Raw genomic sequence first — 18,445 nt, 5'->3', positions numbered from 1 at the left:
ACATTTTACACATACTTAGCCAACAAGTTAATATCCGATTTACAAAGCTTTCGATTTTTATCTATAGAATAAGGAATAAACGGTCATGAGAACCGCGTTTTACGTCTCTGATGGGACCGCTCTCACTGCAGAGGCGTTTGGTCATGCTTTGCTTTCGATGTTTACCACCGAGTTTCGACATAAAACACTGCCATTTATCGATACCCAGGCTAAAGCGGAAATGGCGTGCAAACAGATTCAGCGTGCCGCTGAGGACGATGGCGAACCGCCGCTCATTTTTCACACCTTTGTCAATGTAAAACTCAAGCAACGTATTACCCAGTGCGGTGGAATTAGTTATGATTTTCTCGATAACTTTGTCGGCCAAGTCGAGCACGAGCTGGGGATTAAAGCAAAACCAAAAACTCACCGTACTCATGGCGTGCATAAGGACTACAACTTTCGCGTCGAAGCGATTAACTACGCGCTCGATAACGACGATGGCAAAAAGCTGAACCAGTTGGATCAGGCTGATTTGATTCTTGTCGGTGTATCACGCACGGGTAAGACACCAACCAGTCTTTACTTAGCTATGCAATACGGCATCAAAGTAGCGAACTACCCGATAACAGAAGATGACGATTTCGAACGACTCAGTCTGCCCTATGAGTTAAAGATGCAGCGTCACAAATTGTTTGGACTCACGCTCGATTCGCAACGTTTACATGAAATTCGCAGTCAGCGACGTGAGGGTAGCCAGTACGCGTCGATGCAGCAATGTCGATTCGAATTGTCGGAAGTCGAAAAGTTATATCGCAAAGAGGCCATTCCCTTTATTAACTCGACACGTTTTTCAGTCGAAGAGATCGCTGCCAAAATCCTCGCACAAACGAATCTTCAACGCCGCCGTTACTAGTTCGTTATTGGTCAGTTCCAACAATAACGGCGACCTTTTGGTCGCCGTTCAATACTGCTAACGCTGAGTTTAACTTGCGTTGGTGCTTTCGAAAATCTTATCCGCAGATGCCGCAACGAAGCCCGAATACAATTTACCTGGCTCAATTTCGTAGCGTTTAGCGAACTCATAAAAGCATGAGGGAATTTCTACTGTCTTATCGCTGAACTCGACTGGATGGTGATTAGCCATGGTCGAGGACTGTTCAAGGTATACTTCAGGAGAGCCTTTGATTTCGCCACCCGAAGTGTTCAGTTTAAAACCATTATCTTTAAGCGTTTGGTTGACCTCTTCTAGATCGGTGTAACCCGGTAATTGGTTAACACTCACGGTGAAGTGGTTAGCACAGAAACCGAATGCAGCCATCCACGCCGCGTATTCGCTTTCTTCTAATAACGCTTGATAATCTTCATGACTGACTTGCCAATGCGTTCCCGAGTACAAGAAGTCGTCCTTTTTGACATCTTCTGGATTAATGTGGCTCACCATTTCTTTGACCTTAGCCTGCAAGCTATCACTAAACTCCTCAGTCATCAGCTCGCTGATGAAGACCTTAGGCAACGTTGGATCTTCGTGCTCAAAGTGCTTCGCACGGAGTTTCTTGGCTTCAAAGTGATAGTCTCCACCCTCTTTGTAGCCTAGATCTAAAAAGTGTTGCGCGAGCGCTTCAAGACGTACCGGGGCAATATCAAACGTTCGGAAAGCAACGTGATCGTTTACAATCGGATGCCCTTTCCCGAGGACTTCGTGCACCTTAGGTGCCGATGGTGTACGAGAAATGTAATCTTGCCAAAGACGTTCAAACAGCTGCTCGACATGTTGAGACATGAAATTTAATCCTTTTAACGTAAAAGTTACTCAAAAATAGTGGCGAATTAACCGTGCCCATTTCGTGCGGCCCCGAGTGACTCAGCCACTAAAAAGGCAAGCTCTAGCACTTGGTCGGCGTTCAGCCGGGGGTCGCATTGGGTGCGGTAGCGGCTGGATAAATCAGCTTCGCTAATTTGGTACGCACCACCTGTACATTCTGTCACATCCTCGCCGGTCATCTCCAGATGGATACCACCTGCATAGCTTCCCTCTGCTTGATGTACCGCAAAGAATTGACGTAATTCTTTATGTATGGCGTCAAAGTTACGTGTTTTCAACCCACTATCCGCTTTTGTTGTGTTGCCATGCATAGGATCACTCGACCACACCACATTCCGGCCTTCTTGCTGTACACGTCGAACCAGACGCGGAAGGTTGTCGGCTAAATTGTCTGCTCCCATCCGTGAAATGAGCGTTAGACGGCCTGCCTCATTATCAGGATTGACCGCGTCGATTAATCGAATTAGCTCGTCAGGATCCATGGTCGGCCCCACTTTGACGCCAATCGGGTTGTGAATACCACGCATGAATTCAACATGCGCGTGGTCAAGTTGGCGAGTGCGCTCACCAATCCAGATCATGTGCGCCGAACAGTCGTAGGGTAGACCGGTCAATGTGTCGGTACGTGTCAAAGCTTGCTCATACGGCAATAATAAGGCTTCATGTGAGGTGAATAGCTGAGTTTCATGTAAGGTTGCATTATTTTCAGCATTAATTCCCAACACTTCCATAAATTTAAGCGCGGACTGAATTTGCTCGGCAATCTCTTGATAGCGTTCTTTCAGTGGGTTCGCGGCCAAAAAGCCCAAGTTCCACTTATGAACTTTATGCAAATTAGCGAGGCCGCCTTGAGCGAATGCGCGCAAAAGATTTAGCGTTGCTGCAGAGTGATGGTAAGCCTTCAACATGCGTTCTGGATCAGGCGTGCGAGCCGCGTCAGTAAATGCCATATCATTAATGATATCACCGCGATAGCTCGGTAAGCTCACACCATCGATCGTCTCAAGATCACTTGAGCGTGGTTTTGCATACTGCCCGGCCATTCGTGCGACCTTAGTCACTGGGCACGAACCTGCAAAGGTCATCACGATGGCCATCTGCAAAATCACTTTGAATGTATCGCGGATCTTTGGTGCATTAAAGTCTGCAAACGATTCAGCGCAGTCACCGCCTTGCAGTAAAAAGCCCTCGCCATGACAGACATCCGTCAACTGACTACGTAACGCACGTATCTCTTCTGCGAACACTAATGGCGGAAATTGACTCAGTTGTGACTCAACGTGTTGTAAGTGTTCTTTGTTTGGGTATTGCGGCTGTTGCTTGATGGGTTTATCACGCCAACTACGTGCACTCCACTGGCTCATAACATCCTATCCAGTTGTGGTTATCGAAACCACCAATCTAGCGAGGTCAGGCGTGAAAAGCAATGCCCAACCCCGCGTGAATGCTAAGTTTTTATTTAAATTCTGCGTAATGCATCAATTCGCTCGCTCAAGGGCGGGTGTGACATAAACAAACGACTCAAGCCACTGCGTTTACCGTTGATACCAAAAGCCAACATTGAACCCTTTAATTCAGGTTCCTGCCCCCGCTGTAAACGCTCGAGTGCGGCTATCATTTTTTGCTTACCAACCAGTTGAGCCGACCCCGCATCAGCACGAAACTCACGTTTGCGTGAAAACCACATCACGATGATGCTCGCCAAAATACCAAATACGATCTCTAGCACCATAACGATCCCAAAGTATGCCAGGGTTCCAAGACCGCCACCTTGCTGATTATTGCCACGGGTCGCGTTATCAATCGCACTCGCAATAATGCGAGCAAAGAACATCACGAACGTATTCACTACGCCTTGAATCAGCGTCAATGTCACCATGTCACCGTTAGCAATGTGGCTCACCTCATGCGCTAACACCGCTTCGATCTCATCTTGATTCATCTGTTCAAGCAACCCGGTACTGACAGCCACCAGAGAAGCAGACTTACTGCGACCGGTGGCGAATGCATTAGGCGCGTGAGACGGGAAGATAGCGACTTGTGGCATCGGTATACCGGCTTTTTGTGTTTGTTGCTTAACCGTTTCAACCAACCAGCGTTCAGCCGGTGTCCGCGGTTGCTCGATAACTTGCGCGCCTGTTGCCCTAACCGCCATCCAGCGCGAAATAAATAGTGATACGAAGGCACCACCAAAGCCAAACAAGCCACACAGTATTAGAAGCCCTAGCGGGTTTTGCACGGTGAGACCCGTGTTAGCGCTTATGATATTAAACACGAAACTAACGACCACCAAAATGGCTATATTGGTCATCAAAAACAGCAAGATGCGTTGCATACACATTCCCTCAGTAAGCCAGGACAAATCGGTCTAGATGATATGCTAAATATGGGTGATTGGCTTACATTTCTAGTGGCGAATACGTAAAATATTTTAATTATTCACGTTAGAACTAGAGCTAACCCATGACACAACATAAGAATCTATTACTTTTAAGCAGTTCTCGCGTCGGAGATACCGACTATCTTGCCCACAACAGAGAATGGATTAAGAACGCCGTAGGCGATGCAACCGTGCTTTTTATTCCCTATGCAGGCGTGGGTATGACGCATAGCCAATATACCGATAAAGTTCGCAACGCGCTTGCACCTGTTAACGTGGCCGTCACTGGTATAGAGGAATATGCCGATCCGATAGCAGCCGTGCGTGAGGCCCAAGCAATTGCTGTGGGTGGTGGCAACACCTTTCAGTTATTGAATTTAATTTATCAACAACAGCTGATTGAGCCGCTTCGCGATACCGTAAATGCGGGGACTCCCTATGTTGGCTGGAGTGCAGGTTCAAATATTGCGGGTAAAACGATCAAAACCACCAATGATATGCCGATTGTTGAGCCACCAAGTTTCAATGCTCTGCGTTTAGTTGAGCTACAAATGAATCCACATTACACCGACTATCATCCACCTGGCTTTAATGGCGAAACGCGCGATGATCGCCTCAACGAATTTATCGCACTCAATAGCGCCGAAACAGTCTTGGGTTTGCCCGAGGGTACAGGGCTCCAAATACGGACCGGAGAGTGTTACTGGCGCGGAGATGCAGAGCCCGTGCTCATTGATAGCGCGGGCAAACAGATTCAACACAACTTAGAACGCATTCGCACATTAATCGGGTAAATTAATTAAGTGCCCGAGTGCCAAGTTTTGCCAGTTCGCATCAAAGCTTATCGAGCCAAGGTGCGAACTCGCCATACGCTGCTTTAGGGTGTCGAGGTTCTGTTCAAGTCGTGCCATGGGTTCAACAGTGGGTTGATTAGTTATCCAGCCAGAAATAGGCACTGACGATGAAAATATCGCTTGTTCAGTAAGCATCGCATGATTCAGACAGCCAAGCTTCATGCCCACGGTTAGAATGACCTCAGCATTAATTGCTTTTACAAACTCGGGCATCATTAATCGCTCGGAGAGCGGTAAAAGCCAACCACCGGCTCCTTCAACAACAATGGCATCGGGGTTCAACGCAACAAGTCGCTCAAACTGCTGCAGCATATCCTCAAGTGATAATGAGACACCGGCTTCCTGTGCCGCAATATGAGGAGCGATTGCCGGCTCAAATGCAAATGGGTTAGTTAAACCATAATCACAATCCAACGTCATATGGCGTCGTGCATTGGTCGCATCAGCATTAATCCAGCGCGTCCCATCCCAGTCACAACCACTCGCAACGGGCTTCATAGCCAGCGTTTTGAGCCCTTTGTCTGCAAGGTGTTGTAACACAGCTTGGGTAACAACAGTTTTACCAGAGTCTGTGTCAGTACCTGTAATAAAATAAACTTTCATATTAACCTTTAATTAATACATCTTGTCTTTAATTAATGTTACTTCTAGCACTTTCCAGGTCAATGGGAGTCCTTTTGATGTGCGTTTTTGCTCATAATTGGCTTTCAATTTTTGCCATCGTGTCGGCGTCATTAGACCGCGATCTTGCTGTGGTGTTTGGCTCGCACCCACACCTTTTATATGGCGCAGTAAACTCTCAAACTGCTCAAAATAATCCGTATAAACGACAACCTCACTGGCAACTTCAAATCCTGCTTGACGGAACTTAGCTTCAACTTCAGCTTGTGTGCGGTAAGCTATCGTGTGCTGTTTATCATCTAGCGCTGAATAGGCGTCCACAAGTTCAGCGAACGTCCCCGTGAGTAAAGTGTTCATCAGTACTTGACCGCCGGACCGAGTGACACGACAAAGCTCATTCGCCACGGTGTTTATATCAGGGCACCATTGCAATGAAAAATTAGCAAATACGGTGTCAAACTGAGCATTTTCTGCCGGAATACATTCTGCGCTACCCTGCTTATACGCAACCTGCGGAAACAACTTGCTCGCCTGAGCCAGCATGCCCACAGCGGGGTCAACACCGAGGTAATTACGACAGTGCTCAAGTAGTAGCTGTGTTTCTGAACCCGGTCCACACCCCAGATCTAAGCAGTCGCCCAGATTGCTACTTTGTGCTTTTTGGTATAAACGCTGCGCAAAGACGTGCTGTGTTTTATTAAATTGCGTATATGTCGTGGCTGCTTTATCAAAGCGCTTAGCTACTTGAGTGAGCCATTGTTCAGGTTGCATTGTCACCGGTTATGTCCTTTCTGCATTAAGATGATCGAACATCACATCAATCATCTTCATATCAACCGTACTATTGAGGCTAATACGTAGACGCGCTGTGTCTTTTGGCACTGTAGGTGGGCGCACGACGCTGACATCGATACCGGCTTGCTTTAACTGTTGGCCTGCAGCCATCGCTCTGGCCTCATCGCCCAAAATTATAGTTTGAATGGCGCTATCAGAATCTACCGAGCGATACTGATGCTTTTTGATAAGCTGTTTCACTCGCCAAATTCTCTCGTTTAACGCATCTCTTCGTAACTGCCCTTCGCGTCCTCTAACAATCTCAATCGATGCGAGTATCGCTGCCACCTGCATCGGTGGCATCGCAGTCGAATAAATATATTCGCGACAAAATTGGCGAATCTCGTCGATGTCATCTCGACTGCCAACAAGCGCCGCCCCACTGGCACCCAGCGCTTTTCCAAAGGTGATGGTGCCCAGCTTAACCTGTTGGTTGAGCTGCCCTAGATAACCTTCACCGTGCTCTCCGATGACACCAATACCATGTGCGTCATCCAGTAACCACTGAACAGGTGATTGTTCAGTGAAGTCCCGGCTTTGAGCAATGCTAAGCCGATCCCCATCCATGCTGTAGATACTTTCACTGATAAACCAGTCGTGAGTTTGAGCTGTTGATGGCCAAGTTAAGTGAGGCACGCGCTTAAATCGAATACCGCTATTTAACATGCCTTCCACCATGGACGCGTGTATCAAGCGATCAGCGTAAATGCGTCCGCCCTGTGCTTGGCAATGCGCCTGCAATAAACAGGTAATGGCACCATGATTTGCCGCGAATCCTGTATTAAACAGGATAGCATCCTCGAACCCCAACCAGTCGCACAGTGTTTCTTCAAGCTGTTGATGCAACTGGGTGTAGCCACTCAACAAGGGGGAGCCTGTACTTCCCACTCCCCAGTTATCAATTGCTTGTTGTGCCGCGGCTTTTACCCGTGGATGTTGCGCTAAACCCAAATAATCATTCGACGACAACTGCGCAGGTCGCACACTGGCGGTGCGCACCTGCTGCGTTCTATAGAGATTTGAATCGCGACGCTGCTCAAGACGCGTCGTAATAAAGTGGCGGTTGCTGTTGTTCACTAATCGCCTCGTTAATGACGGTTTGATGGACTTCATCGTCATAGCCATCACGGGTTTCTGGCGTAATACCTAAACGGTTAAACAATTGCAGGTCGGCATCGGCTTCGGGATTACTCGTGGTGAGCAACTTCTCACCATAGAAAATAGAGTTTGCGCCGGCTAGAAAGCACATGGCTTGCATTTCATCACTCATGTACTCGCGACCTGCCGACAGACGCACATGCGAAGCAGGCATCAAAATACGTGCAACAGCAATGGTGCGCACGAAATCAATCGGATCTAAATCGTCTAGGTTTTCAAACGGCGTACCTTTCACTTTAACCAACATATTAATTGGAACGCTTTCAGGGTGCTTGGGCAAATTAGCTAACTGGACCAACAATGATGCACGATCCTCAACGGATTCACCCATCCCAACGATACCGCCCGCACAGACTTTCATACCCGCATCACGCACATTACGCAAAGTATTGAGTCGGTCTTGATAAGTACGGGTAGTGATAATGTCGCCATAAAACTCGGGCGAGGTATCCAAATTATGATTGTAATAATCAAGCCCTGCCTGTTGCAGCGCAGCGGCTTGTTCGGGCGATAACATACCAAGCGTCATGCAGGTTTCTAAGCCTAACTCTTTTACACCTTTCACCATCTCAATAACATAAGGCATGTCGCGATCTTTTGGATTTCGCCACGCAGCCCCCATACAAAAGCGGCTCGCACCTTTATCTTTTGCGAGTTGTGCCTCTTGCAATACTTTTTCAACGGCCATGAGCCGCTCACGATCAAGCCCCGTGTGGTAATGCGCACTTTGTGGGCAGTATTTACAATCTTCGGGGCACGCACCTGTTTTAATTGATAGTAAAGTGCTGACCTGCACTTGATTAGGATCAAAATGCTGACGGTGAACAGTCTGGGCTTGAAACACCAAGTCGTTAAAAGGCATTGTCAGTAATTGGCTGACCTCTTCCGGCGTCCAGTCATTTCTCACTTCTGTCTTTATTTGCGCGCTCATATCGCTGTTCTCTTTTATTTATTGGCTTCTCATGCTCGACTAGATTACTGCTAATCGATAAACTGTCAATTTTTTACGAACGCAAAACTTTACAAGAGGTTATAAAGTGAGCAACTCGTTACAGCAAGCTATCCAGTTTGACCAGCAACACATATGGCACCCTTACACCTCTATGACGGATCCCTTACCTTGTTATCATGTCAAATCCGCAAGCGGATGCGAAATTGAGCTGTCATCCGGCGAAATCTTGGTGGACGGTATGTCCTCTTGGTGGGCCGCTATTCACGGGTATAACCATCCTCAACTCAATGCGGCATTGCATGCGCAAGCCGATAAGATGAGTCACGTGATGTTTGGTGGCCTCACCCATCAACCCGCAATCAACATGGTTGAGCGTTTAATAGACCTCACACCTGCACCTCTTGACCGCGTGTTTATTGCGGATTCGGGATCAGTCAGCGTCGAAGTCGCGATAAAGATGGCACTCCAATACTGGTTCTCTATCGAGCAGCCCAAGAAAAACCAATTATTAACCATTCGTGGTGGCTATCATGGCGATACGTTTGCTGCTATGTCAGTGTGCGATCCGGTTAATGGCATGCATCATATGTTTCGTCACGCTTTATGTAACCAGCATTTTGTCGAGCGTCCGGCAGTGGAATTTGACGATGAATGGGAGCCCAGCAGTTTAAGCAGTATTCAACAAGAGCTGGAGCAACATCACACAGAGATTGCCGCGGTGATCATCGAGCCCGTAGTGCAAGGTGCTGGCGGAATGCGATTCTATCACCCAGAGTATTTAACGCAGTTGAGAGAGCTCTGTAATCATTATGACGTCTTGTTGATCGCAGATGAGATTGCCACGGGGTTCGGTCGCACGGGTCAACTATTTGGCTGCGATCATGCCGGTATCGTACCGGATATTATGTGTGTCGGTAAGGCACTGACCGGAGGCTATATGACGTTAGCCGCAACGGTGACACATGCTAAGGTTGCAGAAGCCATTGGTCAGGGACAAGGCGGTGGCGCATTAATGCACGGACCTACCTTTATGGGAAACCCACTTGCCTGTGCCGTCGCAAACGCGTCCTTAACCATAATTCAAAGCGGTGACTGGAAAACGCAAGTACCGCGTATCGAATGCCAGTTACGCGAGGAACTTGGTCCATTAAAGCGTCACCCGAGTGTTGCGGATGTCCGAGTATTGGGTGCAATCGGCGTTGTTGAACTGAATAAACCTGTTAATGTGGCGCGCACGCAAGCACTTTTTGTCGAGCTCGGTGTGTGGATACGTCCATTTGGTCGTCTCATGTACATTATGCCACCCTACTGCATCAACGGACAGCAACTCAGTAAGCTTACGCATGCGATTGCGGTCTACCTTGAAACAACCACTAATTAGCTAAAACCGTAAAAGAATAATAATAAGCCACTGATACTGGCGAGCCCCAGTATCAGTGTATTCACCCATATATGCGTTCGACGTCTTCGGTGGAGCCATATATTCAGCACACACGCGACACAACTCACTACAAGCCCCAGCGCCATTAGGAAAAGATAAAGCTGAGCTAGGCTCGCAATCCAACCTGAACGAAGGTCTACATCCAACCATTCACTGAGTAATGTACCCGTTTCCGGTTTTGCGTAGTCATAGACTATCAATGCAGCAATAAAAATAAGCCAGCCGAGGATAGAAAGCGTCCCCATGACTCGCCGCCAGGCACCCAATTTCTGCAATCGTTTACTGTCATTGCTACGCATATCGTCAGTTTTAATAGGATCCTACTTGAGTCTGTGCCAAAGACAGGTAACATAGCAACCTTTATTTAGTTAAATTTGCATTTCGGAGATTTCTAACCCATGTCGTATGCTTCTGTCGTGGATGTGTTAGCAGGAAAAGTCGCCGTTGATGAAACAGTTACGGTCCGTGGATGGGTACGGACGCGGCGTGATTCAAAAGCGGGTATTTCATTTATTAACGTACATGATGGCTCATGCTTTGATGCCATCCAGGCTGTTGTGCCTGCTGAATTACCTAATTATGAGTCCGAAGTGCTCAAATTAACGACTGGATGTTCAGTCGCTGTAACCGGTGTGGTGGTTGAGTCACAAGGTAAAGGTCAATCGTTTGAGCTACAAGCGACTGGCGTAAAGGTATATGGCTGGGTCGAAGATCCCGATACCTATCCGATGGCACCTAAGCGCCACAGCATGGAGTATTTGCGCGAATACGCTCATTTACGCCCGCGCACCAACGTGACCGGTGCTGTAATGCGCGTACGCAATACATTGTCTCAAGCCATCCACCGATTTTTCCACGAGCACGGTTACCTGTGGGTCAGCACACCGATTATTACTACGTCGGACTGTGAAGGCGCCGGTGAAATGTTCCGTGTTTCGACGCTTGATTTGATGAATGTCCCTAAAACCGAGCAAGGTAATGTTGATTTCTCACAAGACTTCTTCGGTAAAGAAGCGTTTTTAACGGTCTCGGGGCAGCTCAACGTTGAATCCTATGCATGCTCATTGAGCAAAGTTTATACCTTTGGTCCGACATTCCGAGCGGAAAACTCAAACACGAGTCGCCACTTGTCAGAATTTTGGATGGTTGAGCCAGAAGTTGCGTTTGCCGACCTCGATGATGTCGCGCACCTTGCCGAAGACATGTTGAAGTATGTCTTCAAAGCGGTACTTGAAGAACGCCCTGACGATATGGCGTTCTTTGAGCAACGCATTAATAAAGACGTGGTCGAGCGCCTCACACGTATGGTCGACAGTGACTTTGTTCACATGGACTACACGGATGCCATCGAGATCTTGAAAAACTGTGGTAAGAAATTTGAGTACCCAGTTGAATGGGGAGTCGACCTACAATCGGAGCATGAGCGCTATTTAGCCGAGGAGCACGTCGGAGCGCCTGTCATCTTGAAGAACTACCCTCGTGATATCAAAGCTTTTTACATGCGTCAGAACGAAGACGGCAAAACCGTTGCAGCGATGGACGTATTAGCACCAGGTATTGGCGAAATCATTGGCGGTAGTGCGCGTGAAGAGCGCCTTGATGTGCTCGACCAGCGTATTGCGGAAATGGACCTGCCAGCTGAAGAGTACGAGTTCTATCGCGACTTGCGTCGCTACGGTACTGTGCCACATGCAGGTTTTGGCTTAGGCTTTGAGCGTTTAGTGTCTTACGTTACGGGTATGCAAAATATTCGTGATGTGATCCCTTTCCCGCGTGCGCCCAAATCGGCACAGTTCTAAGCTCGCCCGCTTATCCAATATGAATATAAAAAAGCCAGCAACTGCTGGCTTTTTTATTATTGACACTCTATTGCGCTACTCGCCCACTTGGCTCGCGGTTAAAAAGTAAGGCAAATAGTCCTTCTCAGGTTTTATAGGTGTGGGTACTGCGGGCGTTCCAATGTAAAGAAAACCTACAATTTCATCATCTGCGCTACATTTAAATTGCTCGCGCACGTAGTCGCTCTGAGCTGGCCAACCCGTACGCCAAATAGCCCCAAGCCCTTGTGCAAAAGCCGCCTGTTGCATCGCCATCAGCGCACAGGCTGTGGTAGCAAACTGTTCGTCACGAGGCACTTTATCGTGCTTTTGATAACGCAAACAGGCAGTAATGATAAGTGGTGCCCGAAATGGGATTTGGCCCGCTTGTTCAACTCGTTCTTCGGAAAAATCGTTAAGCCTCGCAGCCTGTTGATAGATGTCCGCCAGTATTTGTCGATCACTCCCCATAAATTGATAAAATGCATAGGGACTTAGGTTCACGTGATCGGGTACTCTCACAGCAGCTTTTTTAATGATTTCAAGCTGTTCGGGGGTTGGCGCTGGTTCTATTAAGCGCGGCATTGATGAGCGTGTCTGTAGCAGTTCTAGCGCGTCCATATTACCTCTATTTTTTCTGCTTTTGTCATGCTTCGTTACATTCTTACTCTGGTTATGCCCATACGGATTGTATAAGCTACGGAATAATATCTTAAGTTAGGAAGGCCCTATGCGTTTTATTGGCTCTATATTTAAATATATTTGGCGAATCATCAATGGATTACGCGTTGTAATCCTTAATATCATTTTCTTCGCATTATTAGTCGGCTTTATCGCCGTTCTTGTCAGTGAAGAAGATCCCGTTGAAGTACCTGACAATAGCGTACTCGTATTGAACCCTCACGGTATCTTGGTCGAAGAACAGACATACCGTGACCCGGTCGACCAATTTTTTAATCGTGCATTTGGTGCTGAAGATGAGATCCCTGAGGTCCTATTATCAGACGTCATTGATGCCATCGAGAAAGCGAAAACTGATGATCGCATCGGTGCATTATACCTCGACCTTTCGGCACTGTACCCAAGTGGTGTGAATAAGTTACAGGCCGTTGGTGAGGCTCTGAGTGATTTTAAAACCAGTAAAAAACCTATCATCGCTGCTGGCGATTACTTTGAGCAGTACCAATATTATCTCGCCTCGTACGCGGATAAAGTCTATTTAAACCCTTTAGGTTCAGTCGCTTTTGATGGGTTTGATTATTCCCAAGTCTATTTCAAAGAGCTACTCGATAAGCTTAAAGTCAAGCCACACGTATTTAAGGTCGGTACCTATAAGGCAGCGGTTGAACCCTTCATACGTAATTCAATGTCCGACGAAGCGCGTGAAGCGAACGAATATTTGTATGATGCGATGTGGGAAAACTTCAAAGCAGATGTCACCGCACAACGTCAACTTTCAGACACTATCACTAGCGGTCAGCTTGACGACTATATGGCGGCGTTTGAATCAGCGAATGGCGATATGGCGCAAATGGCACTCGATACCAACCTTGTCGACGCACTTAAAACACGCACCGAAATTCGCAATGAGTTGATTAACCTGTCAGGTTACGATGAAGATGCGAAAACCTTCCGTAACATTGGTTTTTCATCCTACATTACTGAACCTGATGAAGATCTTAACCCTCTTGCTGAATCCAAGAAAGATCAAATTGCGGTTGTGGTAGCCCGTGGGCAAATTGTCAATGGCACACAGCGCGCAGGCATGATTGGCGGTGACAGCACAGCTGCCCTATTGCGTAAAGCAGGTGAGGATGAACGTACAAAGGCAGTCGTTTTGCGCATCGACTCACCGGGTGGTAGTGGTTTCGCTTCAGAAATTATTCGTCAAGAAATTCTGCAGCTAAAAGAAAAAGGAATCCCCGTTATTGCGTCAATGAGCAGTGTCGCCGCTTCTGGTGGCTACTGGATTGCCGCTGAAGCGGACGAAATCTGGGCGGCGCCAACTACAATCACTGGCTCAATCGGTGTATTTGGCTTGGTCATGACGTTGGAAGACAGTGCTGCTGCAATTGGCGTACATAGTGACAGCGTGAGTACCACAGAAATTGAGTCACTGAATACCCTTGAAGGTATCAGCGACAGTCAAGCACGTATCTTGCAACGCTCAACTGAGAACTTTTACAAGTTCTTTATCACCATGGTCGCCGAAGCACGCAATATGACCCCTGAAGCTGTCGACGACGTGGCACAAGGTCGTATTTGGACAGGACGTCAAGCACTGGAGCGTGGCCTGGTTGATAACTTAGGTGACTTTGATGATGCCATACAGGCGGCAGCTAAACGTGCGGATTTAAATGATTATACGGTTAACACTATTACTCAAGATTTAAGCCCGCAACAACAGTTTTTCGCCAATTTGATGGGTCAAACAAGCCTATCATGGCCGTTCGTATCTAATGAACAAAACTGGTTGATTCGTAACGTAAGACATGTTGTGAGCGAGTCTCAGGCGTTGCAAAACTTTAATGATCCAAAAAATATCTATACCTACTGTGCACTGTGCGTCCAACCGCGGTAAACTGTGTCTCAACACACAGTCACCCTTTGGAGTAGAGTTTGGAGCGTAAGAATATTTACGTCGCCTATACAGGCGGTACCATAGGTATGAAGAAATCGGCTCAGGGTTATGTCCCAGCAGCGGGACACCTGAGCCAATGTGTCGAAAATCTACCTGAGTTTTTCCGGGATGAAATGCCTCGCTTCGATATCCATGAGTATACACCGCTCATGGACTCGTCAGATATGACCCCTAGCGATTGGGTTCGTATCGCGCGAGATATAGAGCGTAACTATCATCAGTACGACGGGTTTGTCATACTGCACGGTACTGATACCATGGCTTATACCGCATCCGCTCTCTCTTTCATGTTGCAAGACCTAAGCAAACCAGTGATTGTGACAGGCTCTCAAATACCGCTCTCTGCTTTACGATCAGACGGGCAAATTAATTTGCTTAATGCGTTATATATTGCCGCTAACTATCCGATAAATGAGGTCAGCCTGTTTTTTAACAACACCTTATTTAGAGGTAACCGCGCCACTAAAGCCGATGCTAATGGTTTTAATGCGTTCTCGTCACCTAATTATCCCTCCTTGCTGGAAGCCGGAATTCAAATAAAGCTCAATGCCGGTGAGTTAGGTAAACCGCCTACGGTCCCCATGTCCGTAGCAGAAATGACGCCTCAGCCAATTGGCGTTGTCATGCTCTATCCTGGCATTTCGGCAAAGTTAATTGATAATATGATGCAGCAACCGGTAAAGGCGCTCATCATTCAAAGTTACGGTGTTGGTAATGCGCCACAGGATAAACAGCTACTCGATAGCTTTAAGCGTGGCATCGATCAAGGCATTATAATTGTTAATTGTACGCAGTGTTTTAAAGGTCGAGTCAACATGGATGGTTACGCTACGGGCAACGCGCTCGCGCAACTGGGTATTGTCTCAGGTAGTGATATGACAATTGAAGCAGCGCTCACTAAGTTGCATTATCTGTTATCACAAAACCTCTCTCGCCAAGCCATTATTGAACACATTACAACGGACTTGCGCGGCGAACTAACACAATAATTTACAACAATAATAAGAACAGTATATGGCAACTCAAAAACCAGCTTTTGCCTCACGTTTAGGCTTCATACTTGCCGCTGCGGGTTCCGCGGTAGGCGTTGGCAATATTTGGGGCTTTCCCACTCAGGCCGCTAGTAACGGTGGTGGGGCATTCCTGCTCGTATATCTCGTCATGATATTGCTACTCGCCTATCCCATGTTGGTTGCTGAAATCACCATTGGACGGCTCAAGCGCACCAACCCTATTGATGCCTTACGGTCGATGTCTGAACATAAACTTGGACGTATGTTTGGCGCTATCGCTGGTATTGTCGGATTGTTAGTACTAGCGCTTATTTTGAGCTTTTATGCGATTGTCTCGGGGTGGCTTTTATCATATATGTTGGCTCCACTCATGACACTTATTGGACTAAACGCAACAGCAGCTTGGCTTACTGAATTCAGTGTTGAGCGCAACTTAATTGCGATGCTTGTGTTCATGTTGTTGACCGTCTATGTCGTTCGCGGTGGTGTCAATCAAGGGATAGAACGTTGGTCTCGGCGGCTCATGCCAATGCTATTTGTGCTCCTAATTGGTATGGCTTTTTATATTCTTGCTCAACCGGGTGCCTCTGAAGGTTTGATTATGTATTTGCGTCCAGACTTCAGTGAGGTTTTTAAACCGGAACTGATTATCAGCGCAATGGGACAGGCATTCTTTTCCCTTTCGCTGGGTGTTTGCGTGATGATGACCTACGGCGCGTACCTTTCCAATCAAGAAAACATTCCTAAAACTGCCGGTTGGGTGACGCTAATTGATACCAGTGTTGCGTTTTTAGCGGGCCTTCTGATATTACCGGCTATGTTTGTCGCACAAAATAATGGCGTAGAAATCTACGCGGCAGATGGCACGTTAAAATCCGCAGACACACTCGTATTCACTGTGCTCCCGGCAATGTTTGATAGCTTAGGTGTTGCTGGTCTGTTTGTTGCGTTTGCATTCTTTTTGCTAATGCTGATAGCCGCAATTACATCATCCATTTCAATGCTTGAAGCACCTGTCAATGCGTTACGTGAAGAGCTTAATCTTGAGCGACACTCTGGGACTTGGGTTATTGCAACAATAGTTACTTTAATTTCTGGCGTGATTGTCGTTAATTTCGAATCGTTATTTGGTGCCGTCATTACTTTCAGTACGGTTTATATGCAGCCCATTATGGCCTTGGTATTTGGTGTGATGTTGACTTGGATTTTGCGTCAACACTTACTGCTTAAGGCGTTGCAGCAAGGTGCAGAAGATATTGAGCGGTCACTTTTCTGGAAAATTTGGCCATGGTACGTGAAGTTTATCTGTCCAATACTCATCGCACTCGTTATCTGGCAAGGCTAGAGCCTTGCCAGATAACGCCATGGTTAGGCTAATGAAAATAGCTGCATAAATTCGTCAGCGGTCATCCTCAAAGTCGATGAAGCATCATCACACTGAGACATAATATGATTCGCACGCTGCGCAGGGTAGCAAGTCTTCAAGTTGGCTAAAAACTTGGATTTTAACACTTCCATACCCTCCTCTCGGCGTTTCCTATGACCGATCGGATACTCAACAGTCACTTGTTCTGTTTTTCCTCCATCTTTAAAGAATACTTGCACCGCATTCGCAATCGAACGTTTATTCGGATCTAAGTAATCAGCACTGAAGGATTCATTTTCAGTGACTTCCATTAACTCACGAAGTTGGTCAATTTTAGGATGCTGCTCATGGAAGCTATCCTCGTAGTGATCAGCTGTGAGCTCACCGTAGGCGAGACATACTGCGGTCATATATTGTAGGCAATGGTCACGGTCGGCGGGGTTATTCAGTGCGCCACGCTTAGAGATAATACGTATAGCTGACTCATGTGTAGTTATTTCGATGCGCTCAATTTCGTCTAATCTATCTTTTACCTGCTCGTGCAATTTAATAGCTGCTTCACAGGCGGTTTGTGCATGAAACTCGGCCGGAAAACTCAGCTTAAACAAAATGTTTTCCATAACATAACACCCGTAATCACGCTCAAAAAAGAACCGCCGCTCGCTTTCGGGCTTCACCTTTTGGTCTCGATTAGTTTTGCTGAAGAGGACATCATAGAACCCCCATTGAGGCGCCGACAACGCGCCTGGGATCCCCATTTCACCTCTTAATGCAATATCGGCAAGCCGAACCGCGCGCCCACATGCATCGCCAGCCGCCCAAGATTTGCGCGAGCCCGCATTAGGCGCATGACGGTATGTGCGCAGCGCTTGACCGTCGACCCATGCATGCGACAAAGCGACTTCAATTTGTTGTTGGTTTCCGCCCATAAGCCAAGTAGCGACCGCTGTGCTTGCGACCTTAACGAGCACTACATGATCCAAACCAACCCGATTAAAGCTGTTTTTTATTGCTAAATTACCTTGTATCTCGTGCGCCTTGATCATCGCTTCTAAAACAGTATCCAGACCAATGGCCGCTTTCCCCTCCGCGCGATTTCGTTGACTCACGAAGTCGGCAACGGCGAGAATAGCGCCGAGATTATCGGAGGGGTGTCCCCACTCTGCGGCAAGCCACGTATCATTGTAATCTAGCCAACGAATGATGCAACCGATATCCCAAGCCGCTTTCTCAGGATCAAGTTGAAAGTGTGTTCCAGGCACACGGACCTGTCCTGAGTTTGCGTTGAGCCCCAATCGCGGACCTAAATGCTTGACACATTCTGGATATCTTAGTGCGAGTAGCCCACAACCTAGCGAATCTAATAAACATGCATAAGCGGTATCTTTTGCTTCATCACTCGCTTTCAGTGGCGTAGCAACGTATTCAGCAATGTTCTTGATTTCAATATCAAAATCTGGACGCTCGTTACTATCAAATTGATCCGACACGTATCACCTCCCTGCTATATTTATTACATGGCTACGTTGCTGTGGCGAGATTCGATCGCTGACATCGGACAAAA

17 protein-coding genes are annotated in these 18,445 nt (G+C 47.2%); 7 read left to right on the top strand and 10 right to left on the bottom strand.

Annotated features, from left to right (window positions below; all coding sequences use genetic code 11):
* Nucleotides 1-85: 85 nt before the first annotated feature.
* Entirely contained in the window at nt 86-895 is an 810-nt protein-coding gene (ppsR, locus tag AC3AP5_RS04970) for a posphoenolpyruvate synthetase regulatory kinase/phosphorylase PpsR (RefSeq protein ID WP_487327130.1), read from the top strand.
* A gap of 69 nt (nt 896-964) precedes the next feature.
* On the opposite strand, the gene AC3AP5_RS04965 is transcribed toward ppsR, so the two are convergent.
* The 3 genes from AC3AP5_RS04965 to htpX all read right to left on the bottom strand — a co-directional run bounded on the left by AC3AP5_RS04965 (nt 965) and on the right by htpX (nt 4,139).
* Nucleotides 965-1,762: a DUF1338 domain-containing protein gene (locus AC3AP5_RS04965; protein WP_006955780.1), complete on the bottom strand. Its 798-nt coding sequence runs from the start codon at nt 1,760-1,762 to the stop codon at nt 965-967.
* Nucleotides 1,763-1,809: 47 nt separating this feature from the next.
* Nucleotides 1,810-3,168, bottom strand: a complete 1,359-nt coding sequence (locus AC3AP5_RS04960) for a class II 3-deoxy-7-phosphoheptulonate synthase (protein WP_487327129.1) — start codon at nt 3,166-3,168, stop codon at nt 1,810-1,812.
* A gap of 95 nt (nt 3,169-3,263) precedes the next feature.
* Nucleotides 3,264-4,139, bottom strand: a complete 876-nt coding sequence (gene htpX, locus AC3AP5_RS04955; protein ID WP_286682241.1) for a protease HtpX — start codon at nt 4,137-4,139, stop codon at nt 3,264-3,266.
* Between the two features lie 128 nt (nt 4,140-4,267).
* Between htpX and pepE the strand changes: the two genes are divergently transcribed.
* Nucleotides 4,268-4,978: a dipeptidase PepE gene (gene pepE / locus AC3AP5_RS04950; RefSeq protein ID WP_487327128.1), complete on the top strand. Its 711-nt coding sequence runs from the start codon at nt 4,268-4,270 to the stop codon at nt 4,976-4,978.
* Here pepE and bioD read toward each other — a convergent pair.
* From bioD to bioB, 4 genes are read right to left on the bottom strand one after another with little or no spacing between them, the layout of a single operon-like run.
* Nucleotides 4,967-5,641, bottom strand: coding sequence for a dethiobiotin synthase (bioD, locus tag AC3AP5_RS04945; protein WP_487327127.1), 675 nt, complete (start codon nt 5,639-5,641; stop codon nt 4,967-4,969). The two genes, pepE and bioD, sit on opposite strands and share 12 nt — an antisense overlap.
* Nucleotides 5,642-5,653: 12 nt before the next feature.
* Entirely contained in the window at nt 5,654-6,430 is a 777-nt protein-coding gene (locus AC3AP5_RS04940; RefSeq protein ID WP_487327297.1) for a methyltransferase domain-containing protein, read from the bottom strand.
* Between the two features lie 9 nt (nt 6,431-6,439).
* Complete coding sequence (locus tag AC3AP5_RS04935) at nt 6,440-7,570, bottom strand: aminotransferase class I/II-fold pyridoxal phosphate-dependent enzyme (RefSeq protein ID WP_487327126.1); 1,131 nt, start codon at nt 7,568-7,570, stop codon at nt 6,440-6,442.
* Nucleotides 7,530-8,582, bottom strand: coding sequence for a biotin synthase BioB (gene bioB / locus AC3AP5_RS04930; protein ID WP_006955787.1), 1,053 nt, complete (start codon nt 8,580-8,582; stop codon nt 7,530-7,532). The genes AC3AP5_RS04935 and bioB overlap by 41 nt, the downstream gene beginning before the upstream one ends.
* A 106-nt stretch (nt 8,583-8,688) precedes the next feature.
* Here bioB and bioA point away from each other — a divergent pair, with 106 nt between their 5' ends.
* Nucleotides 8,689-9,984, top strand: coding sequence for an adenosylmethionine--8-amino-7-oxononanoate transaminase (bioA, locus tag AC3AP5_RS04925; RefSeq protein WP_272978561.1), 1,296 nt, complete (start codon nt 8,689-8,691; stop codon nt 9,982-9,984).
* Here the strand turns inward: bioA and AC3AP5_RS04920 are convergent.
* Nucleotides 9,981-10,343, bottom strand: coding sequence for a hypothetical protein (locus tag AC3AP5_RS04920; protein ID WP_006955789.1), 363 nt, complete (start codon nt 10,341-10,343; stop codon nt 9,981-9,983). The two genes, bioA and AC3AP5_RS04920, sit on opposite strands and share 4 nt — an antisense overlap.
* Before the next feature lie 99 nt (nt 10,344-10,442).
* Here AC3AP5_RS04920 and asnS point away from each other — a divergent pair, with 99 nt between their 5' ends.
* Complete coding sequence (gene asnS, locus AC3AP5_RS04915; protein WP_071462722.1) at nt 10,443-11,843, top strand: asparagine--tRNA ligase; 1,401 nt, start codon at nt 10,443-10,445, stop codon at nt 11,841-11,843.
* A 75-nt stretch (nt 11,844-11,918) separates the two neighbouring features.
* Here the strand turns inward: asnS and AC3AP5_RS04910 are convergent, their stop codons facing one another.
* Entirely contained in the window at nt 11,919-12,482 is a 564-nt protein-coding gene (locus AC3AP5_RS04910; RefSeq protein WP_006955746.1) for a nitroreductase family protein, read from the bottom strand.
* A gap of 109 nt (nt 12,483-12,591) precedes the next feature.
* Here AC3AP5_RS04910 and sppA point away from each other — a divergent pair, with 109 nt between their 5' ends.
* From sppA to AC3AP5_RS04895, 3 genes are read left to right on the top strand one after another with little or no spacing between them, the layout of a single operon-like run.
* On the top strand, nt 12,592-14,442 hold the full coding sequence (gene sppA / locus AC3AP5_RS04905; protein ID WP_487327125.1) for a signal peptide peptidase SppA: 1,851 nt from the start codon (nt 12,592-12,594) through the stop codon (nt 14,440-14,442).
* A gap of 38 nt (nt 14,443-14,480) precedes the next feature.
* On the top strand, nt 14,481-15,491 hold the full coding sequence (gene ansA / locus AC3AP5_RS04900; protein ID WP_006955726.1) for an asparaginase: 1,011 nt from the start codon (nt 14,481-14,483) through the stop codon (nt 15,489-15,491).
* 25 nt (nt 15,492-15,516) lie between these two features.
* A complete protein-coding gene (locus tag AC3AP5_RS04895) occupies nt 15,517-16,860 on the top strand; it encodes a sodium-dependent transporter (RefSeq protein ID WP_006955728.1) in 1,344 nt (447 codons plus the stop codon).
* Nucleotides 16,861-16,883: 23 nt separating this feature from the next.
* Here the strand turns inward: AC3AP5_RS04895 and AC3AP5_RS04890 are convergent, their stop codons facing one another.
* Nucleotides 16,884-18,371: a bifunctional 2-methylcitrate dehydratase/aconitate hydratase gene (locus tag AC3AP5_RS04890; RefSeq protein ID WP_348671204.1), complete on the bottom strand. Its 1,488-nt coding sequence runs from the start codon at nt 18,369-18,371 to the stop codon at nt 16,884-16,886.
* Nucleotides 18,372-18,445: the final 74 nt, after the last annotated feature.

It is taken from the genome of Idiomarina sp. D18, from assembly GCF_057748155.1.
The sequence above is the reverse complement of the archived record's forward strand: the minus strand, read 5'-3'. Positions and strand labels throughout refer to the sequence as shown.